The sequence below is a fragment of the Flavobacterium sp. genome (genome assembly GCF_044368625.1).
Classification (GTDB): Bacteria; Bacteroidota; Bacteroidia; order Flavobacteriales; family Flavobacteriaceae; genus Flavobacterium.
This window is the reverse complement of record NZ_JBIPPD010000142.1, coordinates 1-8466: the sequence shown is the minus strand read 5'-3', so window position 1 is coordinate 8466 and position 8466 is coordinate 1. Positions and strand designations below refer to the sequence as shown.

The following is an 8466-nucleotide window of genomic DNA, read 5'->3' as shown; positions in this document are numbered from 1 at the left end:
ATTATTTATCAATAATTTTTCTATTTATTTTTTAGGATTACTCTCGAGTGGTTTGATTAGTTTTATTACTATACCTTTAATTGTAAAATATTACGGAGTTGATGGTTATGGGAGTTTTTCATTAGTTCAGAATGTGATATTAGTATTGATTTCATTTGGCGGAGGTTGGCTTAATCAATGTGTTTTGCGGTTTAATAATTACAGTACACATTTTAAGTTTTCTATTTTTCAATTGTTTTTGATTACTTTTTTTCCAATAAGTTTGTTGTGTTTTGGGATTTTGACTCTTATGGATGTTGGAATTCTAATTGCGACAATGGGCACTGTCACGATGTTTTTGGGCAGTTTAGTGGCGTTATCAATTGTTTTTTACCAATCAAAATTTAATGCCCGAAAATCATTTTATTTTGATTTTGTTAGAATAGTGGTTTTTGTACTAATGGTACTCAGTTTTCACTTTGTATTAGGTGAATTGTCAAGTTTGTTAAGGCTAATTCTTAGCCTTTTTATTAGCTATTTACTATCTTTTTTTTTTCTTCTTCGAATAGATTTTAGATTTTTTAAAATATCGATCGATTTATTTATAAAAAAAGTCAATAGGAATTATTTTGCCTCACTTTTTAAGCAGCATCATTATCTGTTTCAGTATGGCTGGCCTTTAGCTTTATGGTTTACTATTTCCTCACTTTTAAATGTATCGGATAGATATATTATAGGGTATTATTTGACAGAAAAGGATTTAGGTACTTATTCTGCGATTTATGATTTATTATATAAAGGCATAACCCTTCTATATGCCCCAATTTTGGTCGCTGGGTTCCCTATTATGACTCAAAAGTATAATTCAGGTAATAAAAGCGATGCTTTACGGTTTTTGAAAAAATTGATTTTTTTTGAAACTATAATTTTCATTGTCCTACTCGTAGCGGCTTATTTTTTGAAGTCGTTTTTTATTATAAAAATTGTAGGTATTGCGGCTACCGAGCAGTCAGTTGACTTGGTATTACCAATTGTATGTGGCGCATTCATTTGGCAACTAGCCATGCTAGTCCATAAACCGCTCGAGTTTGAATTGAAAACGAAAACAATGCTTTTATTTAGTGCGGTAGCTCTAGCGGTTAATTTGGTCTTGAATATTGTTTTTATCCCTATTTATGGAATTGTATTTGCATCCTATTCCACTGTACTATGCGCTTTGGTTTATTTGCTGCTCACTGTGTTTTTTATTGGATTTTTAAATAAGAAGGAATTATGTGGTACATAGTTTTTTTATTTATTATTGGACTCAATGTATTGTTTAATTATTCCATTAACAAAACTATTGGGTATCCCCCTTTCTTGTTTAGTCTGGTATGGTTTATTGTTATTTTTTTTCATTTCTTATGCCACACTTTTGATTTGGTTACCATATTCGAATTGTCCTTTAAGGCCTTGTCCATTTATACTTTAGGCGTTGTATTGTTTACTTTAGGTGGTTTGGCGATTAAACTAAAATATTGATGTTGTTTTAATTCTAATATCTTTAGTTTTTTTACCTTTTTTTCTGATGAGCAGTTACCGCCTAGCTATCGAGTATATGATTTACGATAGTTTATTTGCGGGGCTCCGAAATTCAACCATTCAAGAACAGGATATCGGATTTTCAAAGTATGGAATAAATTTTGCGTATGTGAGTTTTTTTATACAGTTCTACCTATATATCAGGGAGAGGCACAACAATTTTAAACTGAAATTATCGGCATTAATTTTACTTTTATTTTGTGTGTTTTCGACTGGTCGAACCTTTTATATTGTTTATTTGTGTTTGATTTTTGGGGTATTAATTGTTTTTCAAAAATTAAAAAGGAAACATCTAGTATATGCTTTTTCGGGGTTCTTGGGTTTGTTCTCAGCTATTGGTATTTTGCTTAATAATGGAGGATCCACTGAGAATAGTGTTCAAGAAAATATTTCTGGTTTAGCCGAGAATTTTATGATTTACTTGCTAGGGAGCTTAAGTGCATTTGATGCGTTTATACATACCAATTATAGTCCTACTTATGGAGAAAATTCTTTTCGATTTATCTATAGTGTCTTTTATAAAATGGGTTTAGTTGAAGCCAAGCCTAATGAACTAGTCGATCAATATGTGTCAATTCCTTTCGATACCAACGTATATACTGTATATAAAATTTATTTTCAAGATTTTGGGTTACTCTTTATGATATTAATTATTGTAAGCATGGCTCTAATACACACTTATTTCTATTTAAAAGCAATTAATGAGCGGCAATTTATGCCTTCATTTCTTTATGCTGTTTTGTTGTATCCTCTTTTAATGTCTTTTTTTCAGGAACAATATTTATCGCTGATGCCAACATGGATTTATTTTATTTTTATAGCATTAGCTGTGAATCTTTTTTATAGTCCTAAACGAATTGCGCTAAGCTAGTTTAATGTTTGATTTTTTATGAGAATACTAATTTTATCAAAATACAATTACGAAGGTTCAAGTTCAAGATATCGTTTTTACAACTATATCCCTTATTTTGAAAGTAACGGTATTAGTTTTGAATTCAAACCGTTACTTCCGTCGGACTACGTTACTAATTTGTACCAAGGAAGGCGTTTTGTTGTTTTTTGGCAACAAATAGAAGCCATCGTTAGACGCTTTTTTTTTTTGATTTTCTACAAGAAGGAAAGTGATTTGATTCTAATTGAAAAAGAATTATTTCCTAATATCCCGTACTTTATAGAAAAGTTCTTGTTGAAAAATAGGAAGTATGCCTTAGATTTTGATGATTATGCGGCTACGGATTATAAAAAACATTTTTTTAAAAAAGTTTTTTTATTTCACAAAATAGATAATTTGGCCAAAAATGCAAAGTTTGTTACTGTTGGGAATAAATGGTACTTTGATGAAATGCCGAGTGATAACCTGATCTATTTGCCCACAGTAGTACGTCTTGCTAAATACAAAGAAATTAAAGTTGTTTCCCTGTCAGCTATAGTAAGTATCGTTTGGATAGGCTCACCTTCCACCTCAAAATATTTGCATCTAGTACAGGATGTTTTAGAAGATTTGGCACAAAAGTATAAGATTGTTTTTAACGTTATAGGGGGTACTTTTTATTCTGAAAAAGTCAAAGTCAATTTGATTAAATGGGAGGCAGATACAGAAATAAAGAATCTTTTAGCTGCCGATATAGGAATTATGCCGTTAGAAGACACCATTTGGGAAAAAGGTAAATGTGGATTTAAGTTGATTCAATATATGGCATCTGGTTTGCCGGTTATAGCCTCACCAGCGCCCGCAAATTTAGAAATTGTCGACCATGGTGTTTCTGGTTATATTGCGCAGGACAAGAGTCAATGGTATGATTTTCTTGAAATATTAATCATTGATCAGCAAAAAAGGCAGTCATTTGGCATTGCGGGAAGAAAAAGAGTTGAAGATGATTATTCGTACGAAGTTTGGGGTCATCGCTATTGTGAAATTATAAAAAGTTCAAATTCATAATGGCACATATACTAGGGGCTATCATAACTTATAATCCCGATTTAGCATTATTGAATCAAAACATCAATTCTTTTGCTGAAACAGTAGACCGTATAGTTATTGTTGATAACGCTTCTAATAACATTGCGGATTTGGCGTTATTAGAAAGTGATACGATCCACCTGCTGAGAAACCCCACTAATGTTGGTATAGCCATAGGTTTAAATATAGCTTTGCAATATGCTCAGGAAAACAACTTTGAATTTATCCTGACGATGGATCAAGATTCTTTTTTTGAAAAGCCAACAGTTCCATTTTTACTTTCCGGTTTTACGAATGAAAAAACTGCTATCGTTTGTCCCGTTCTTAAAGACATGAATAGTACGCATTTAGTTCTTGCGGCTGAAGATTATGTCAATGTGTTCACCACTATTACTTCCGGTAGCCTTTGCCGAGTTAAAACGCTGCATAAAGTAGGGGGATTTGACTCTAAGATGTTTATAGACTATGTTGATGTAGAGTTGTGTCTTCGTCTTCAAAAGAATGGTTTTAAAATATTGCGATCGCAATTTAGTACACTCTGTCATCATTTGGGAGAGAGTAAGATGTATTCTTTTTTAGGGATTAAATTCATTTCCACCAATCATTCCCCCTTACGTAATTTTTATTACGCACGCAATAAAGTTTATGTTTACAAAAAATATTTCAGTTGCTATCCTGTTTTTGTACTACGAGATATCCTCTCGTTTTGTAAAACGGTTTTTATTATTCTTTTTTTTGAACAAATGAAAGCAAGTAAAATCAAGATGATCTGTCGAGGCATTTGGCAGGGTGTGTTTTATATTTAGAGCACCATTTTTTATGTTTTGTTAGATTAAATTTGCGCACTATCTATCCACGAGTTATTAAAAATTAATTAATTGGAAGTTTTCAATAAAAAAACATTTTGCTTTTATTTTCTCGCAGTTCTTTTGATTTTTCTAAAAGGATTAAAATTAAGTAACTTATGAATTTTATTTTGGTGTTTGCCCTTGTGGTTTATATTTTTTATAGTTCTAAATCCTATTTTGAGAGCCACGGAAAAATACAAAAATTGTTTGTCGTATTGCTTTTTGTCGTTCATTTTACAGCAATGGGAGTTGCTTACCACGACACTATTACATTTCCAAAAAATGATGCAATTAGTTTTTATGAAGAAGCATTACAAGCGGATTCTTGGTGGTCCCTTTTTGGGTTAGGTAGTTCGTTTTTAAATTTTTTGATATACCCACCAGTGCAATCGGGAGTGTCATTATTTGTTCTTTTTTTACTTTTTGCGACCATTAGTTATAAAGCTTTTCTGCTTTTTTTCACCGGCATGTCAGAGGGTTATTCGGATGAGGTCTTTATTACAGAAAAAATTGTTATTCAGGCTCTTTTTTTGTTGCCCTCCCTGCACTATTGGTCGGGTTTGCTGGGAAAAGACGTTTTAGTATTTTATTCATTGACTTATTTAGTTTTTCAAATCAAAAAAGAAGCTAAAATAAAAGCCCAACATGTTTTAGTTTCCCTATTTTTGATATTAATTAGACCGCATATTTTTGGTGCATTTTTTGTGGCTTTTATCATTTATTGTCTAACGCAAAAAGATTTATCTGAACGCTTTAAAATACAATTATCATTGTTTTCATTGACTATTGTATCCGTTTTAGTTCCTGTATTAATGTTTTTTATAGATATTAAAACATTAACATATAAAGATATAACAGATAAATTTATCGAATTAAACACCTATGCGATGCAGGCAGGCAACAGTTTTGTGAGTGTCGTTGATACTTTTTATATTGAGCGTGTTTGGCTTCTACTGTTTCGACCTTTGTTTTTCGATGCAAAGACAAATTACCAATATTGGACTTCAATGGAGAACAGCTTTGTGCTTTTTATTTTGCTGCTGTTTATCTTATTGTTTTTTAGGAAATTTAAGTCAATTACCATGGGGAAGGAGGTCAAGTTTGCTTTTATTGCGGCAAGTTGTATATTATGTATGATTTCAGTTTATATTTATAATTTAGGTTTAGCTAGCCGAATGAGGTTGATGTTTTTGCCTTTGTTTTTTTACGGATGGCATCAAATAGCCCTTTTTGAGTATAATAAAAAGTAAGAATGTTTCCATTTGGTACTTTGTTTAAAATGTGATATTCAATGGATTTAAAAAAATCAATTTGTTTCATTATAGCCACTCCATTAACGGCAAATTCTTTTCTCTTAAAACATTTTGAATACCTATCAAAGTATTTTGATATTTATTTGGTTGCTAATTTCGAGGAAAATATGTCAATTTCATTTTCTAGTACTTATGTAAAAGAAATAAAGCATATTGGAATACATAGAAATATTTCTCCTATCAAAGATTTAGAAGCCCTATTTCTCCTCCGAAAATATTTATCAGAAAAGCAATTTGATGTGGTACAAACTGTAACGCCCAAGGCTGCTTTATTGGGTATTTTGGCTGCTAAAATGGCTCAGATTAAAATCAGGGTACACATATTTACCGGGCAAGTTTGGCATACTAAAAAAGGAGTTTTTAAAAGCTTGTTAAAAAGTATCGATCGTTTGATTGTGTTTTGTGCCACTGATATTTTGGTAGATGGAGAATCACAAAGACAATTTTTAATCCAAAATAAAATAATCACTAAAAAAAATTCTAGTGTTTTAGGAAAGGGGTCAATTAGTGGCGTGGATGTTGCTAGATTTGTACCTACTGCAGCCATTAGAAATAAATTTAGAAAAGAAAAGAACATATCTAGTGAAGTTGTCTTTTTGTTCTTGGGAAGAATCAACAGAGATAAAGGGGTATTGGATTTGGCTCAAGCTTTTGCGAGATTGAATAATAAGTACACTCAGTCCAAATTGGTTTTGGTAGGTCCAGACGAAGATGGTCTTGTATCGCAAATATGTGAAATTTGTCCTAACAATTCTTCGGTGTTATTTTATGGGTCAACTAGTAAGCCTGAAGAAGTGCTTCAATTGGGAGATGTGTTTTGTTTGCCCAGTTACAGAGAAGGCTTTGGGACAAGTGTAATAGAAGCTTCGTTACTTGAATTGCCGATTATTTGCAGCGATACCTATGGTTTAATGGAAACGATTATCGATAATAAGACCGGTCTTCGCCATGAGGTTGGGAATATTGATTCTCTATATTTGCAAATGGAAAAAATGATGTTGGATGAGGATTTGAGGTTACGTTTAGGGGTCAATGGTCGAAAGTATGTTCTTGACCATTTTTCGTCAAATACAATTTCCCAAAAATGGGTTAACTGGTATTTAGAATTACTTTTAGAAAAAAGATAATATGAAAATTGGAATTACAGGGGCAACTGGTTTTATAGGGCAGCTGCTACTTAAAAAACATCTTGATTTGGGTGATACGGTTCATATATTGTCACGAAAGGAATCTACAGCCTTTGCCTATCATCAAAATTTAATTTTTCAAAAAGGTGATTTATTGGATTTAAGTTCATTAGCTGCATTTTTGATTGATATAGATGTTTTGTATCATTGTGCCGCGGAGATCCGCGAGGAGTCCAAGATGCAAGAGGTGAATGTTGAAGGAACAAAAAATCTATTAAAAGCTGGCGCAGGTAAAATAAAGCATTGGGTTCAGTTGAGTAGTGTTGGAGTATATGGGCCTATTTATTCTGGTCAAGTCACGGAGCAGAACGCGTACAATCCTATCAATCAATATGAGAAAACCAAGTTGCAATCTGATTTACTGGTACTAGATTCAGCGCAAAAATTTGGTTTTACTTATACTTTGATTAGGCCATCAAACGTTTTTGGTGCGGAAATGAGTAACGCTTCGCTTTTTCAATTAGTGAAGATGATTGATTCAGGGTACTATTTTTTTATTGGTCCGAAAGGAGCGTCCGCAAACTATATCGCAGTTGGTAATGTAGTTCATGCCTTACTGCTTGCCTCAAGTCATCCTATGGCTAAAAATGAAATCTATAATATTTCTAGTTGGACTACTCTTGAACATTTTATTGCAATAATAGCGAGGGAATTAGGAAAGCCAATGCCGAAATTTAGAGTACCACATTTCATATTAAAGTCGATCTCGGGGCTGCTTTCAGTGATTCCAAAGAATCCATTGACTATTTCAAGGGTAGAGGCGATGACCAATAGAAGCATTTATTTAACAAACAAGATTGAAGAGCAGCTAGGATATAAGGATGTCGTGTCCACAGAGATCACTATTGCTCAACTAGTGAAATTTTATAAAAAAAACAATTGAATATGTACCTCAAAGTTGTCAAACCTGTTCTGGACATAAGTATGGCTTTAATTGGTCTTTTACTTTTATTTCCAGTGCTTTTCTTGGTGGCAATAGCGCTTAGTTTTGCCAATCAAGGCAACCCATTTTTCTTTCAATTGCGTCCAGGTCTACATGGTAAAGTTTTTAAAATTATCAAGTTTAAAACCATGAATGATAAGAAAGACGCGATGGGAAATTTGCTGTCTGATGGTCAGAGATTAACAAAAATTGGTAAATTGGTGCGCAAAACCTCCTTAGATGAAATTCCTCAACTTTTAAATGTCATCAAGGGGGATATGAGTATAGTAGGGCCAAGGCCTTTATTACCAGAATACCTTAGTTTGTATTCCTCAAGGCAAAGCCGTCGACACGAAGTTAAGCCCGGAATTACTGGTTGGGCGCAAGTAAATGGGCGGAATGCAATTTCTTGGCAACAAAAATTTGAATTTGACGTTTGGTATGTTGATAATATTAGTTTTTTGTTAGATTTAAAAATAGTACTTTTGACCGTTAAAAAAGTATTTATGAGCGAAGGGATTAATGGCATTGGACAAATTACAACAGAAGCTTTTAAAGGGAATTAATATGTATTTATTTGGAGCTGGTGGGCATTGCAAAGTGGTAATTGATATTATTCTAGCATCTGAAGTGCATAAGATTGAGAGTGTTATTGATCATAATCCAAAATCAGATT

At 32.7% G+C, this 8466-nt stretch carries 8 protein-coding genes and 1 pseudogene; all 9 read left to right on the top strand.

Annotated elements, in window-relative coordinates:
• The coding region (locus ACIQ2X_RS10975; RefSeq protein ID WP_396178965.1) for an oligosaccharide flippase family protein at window positions 1-1264 on the top strand (1264 nt) is incomplete at its 5' end.
• A gap of 231 nt (window positions 1265-1495) precedes the next feature.
• Entirely contained in the window at window positions 1496-2431 is a 936-nt protein-coding gene (locus ACIQ2X_RS10970) for an O-antigen polymerase (RefSeq protein WP_396178966.1), read from the top strand.
• A gap of 18 nt (window positions 2432-2449) precedes the next feature.
• Window positions 2450-3499 carry a glycosyltransferase family 4 protein gene (locus ACIQ2X_RS10965; RefSeq protein ID WP_396178964.1) on the top strand — a complete coding sequence of 350 codons (1050 nt, stop codon included), beginning with the start codon at window positions 2450-2452 and terminating at the stop codon, window positions 3497-3499.
• A complete protein-coding gene (locus tag ACIQ2X_RS10960) occupies window positions 3499-4326 on the top strand; it encodes a glycosyltransferase family 2 protein (RefSeq protein WP_396178963.1) in 828 nt (275 codons plus the stop codon). The genes ACIQ2X_RS10965 and ACIQ2X_RS10960 overlap by 1 nt, the downstream gene beginning before the upstream one ends.
• A 158-nt stretch (window positions 4327-4484) precedes the next feature.
• Window positions 4485-5618, top strand: coding sequence for a hypothetical protein (locus ACIQ2X_RS10955; RefSeq protein ID WP_396178962.1), 1134 nt, complete (start codon window positions 4485-4487; stop codon window positions 5616-5618).
• A 41-nt stretch (window positions 5619-5659) separates the two neighbouring features.
• Complete coding sequence (locus ACIQ2X_RS10950; protein WP_396178961.1) at window positions 5660-6808, top strand: glycosyltransferase family 4 protein; 1149 nt, start codon at window positions 5660-5662, stop codon at window positions 6806-6808.
• A gap of 1 nt (window position 6809) precedes the next feature.
• On the top strand, window positions 6810-7751 hold the full coding sequence (locus ACIQ2X_RS10945) for an NAD-dependent epimerase/dehydratase family protein (protein ID WP_396178960.1): 942 nt from the start codon (window positions 6810-6812) through the stop codon (window positions 7749-7751).
• A 2-nt stretch (window positions 7752-7753) separates the two neighbouring features.
• Complete coding sequence (locus ACIQ2X_RS10940; protein ID WP_396178959.1) at window positions 7754-8356, top strand: sugar transferase; 603 nt, start codon at window positions 7754-7756, stop codon at window positions 8354-8356.
• Window positions 8313-8466, top strand: a pseudogene (locus ACIQ2X_RS10935) (hypothetical protein); the annotation flags it as partial. The gene ACIQ2X_RS10940 and the pseudogene ACIQ2X_RS10935, both read left to right, overlap by 44 nt.

What these genes read in the sequence shown, in the direction of transcription:
- ACIQ2X_RS10940 (WP_396178959.1), top strand. Translation starts at nt 7,754, where the DNA reads ATGTACCTCAAAGTTGTCAAACCTGTTCTGGACATAAGTATGGCTTTA.
- ACIQ2X_RS10950 (WP_396178961.1), top strand. Translation starts at nt 5,660, where the DNA reads ATGGATTTAAAAAAATCAATTTGTTTCATTATAGCCACTCCATTAACG.
- ACIQ2X_RS10945 (WP_396178960.1), top strand. Translation starts at nt 6,810, where the DNA reads ATGAAAATTGGAATTACAGGGGCAACTGGTTTTATAGGGCAGCTGCTA.
- ACIQ2X_RS10965 (WP_396178964.1), top strand. Translation starts at nt 2,450, where the DNA reads ATGAGAATACTAATTTTATCAAAATACAATTACGAAGGTTCAAGTTCA.
- ACIQ2X_RS10960 (WP_396178963.1), top strand. Translation starts at nt 3,499, where the DNA reads ATGGCACATATACTAGGGGCTATCATAACTTATAATCCCGATTTAGCA.
- ACIQ2X_RS10955 (WP_396178962.1), top strand. Translation starts at nt 4,485, where the DNA reads ATGAATTTTATTTTGGTGTTTGCCCTTGTGGTTTATATTTTTTATAGT.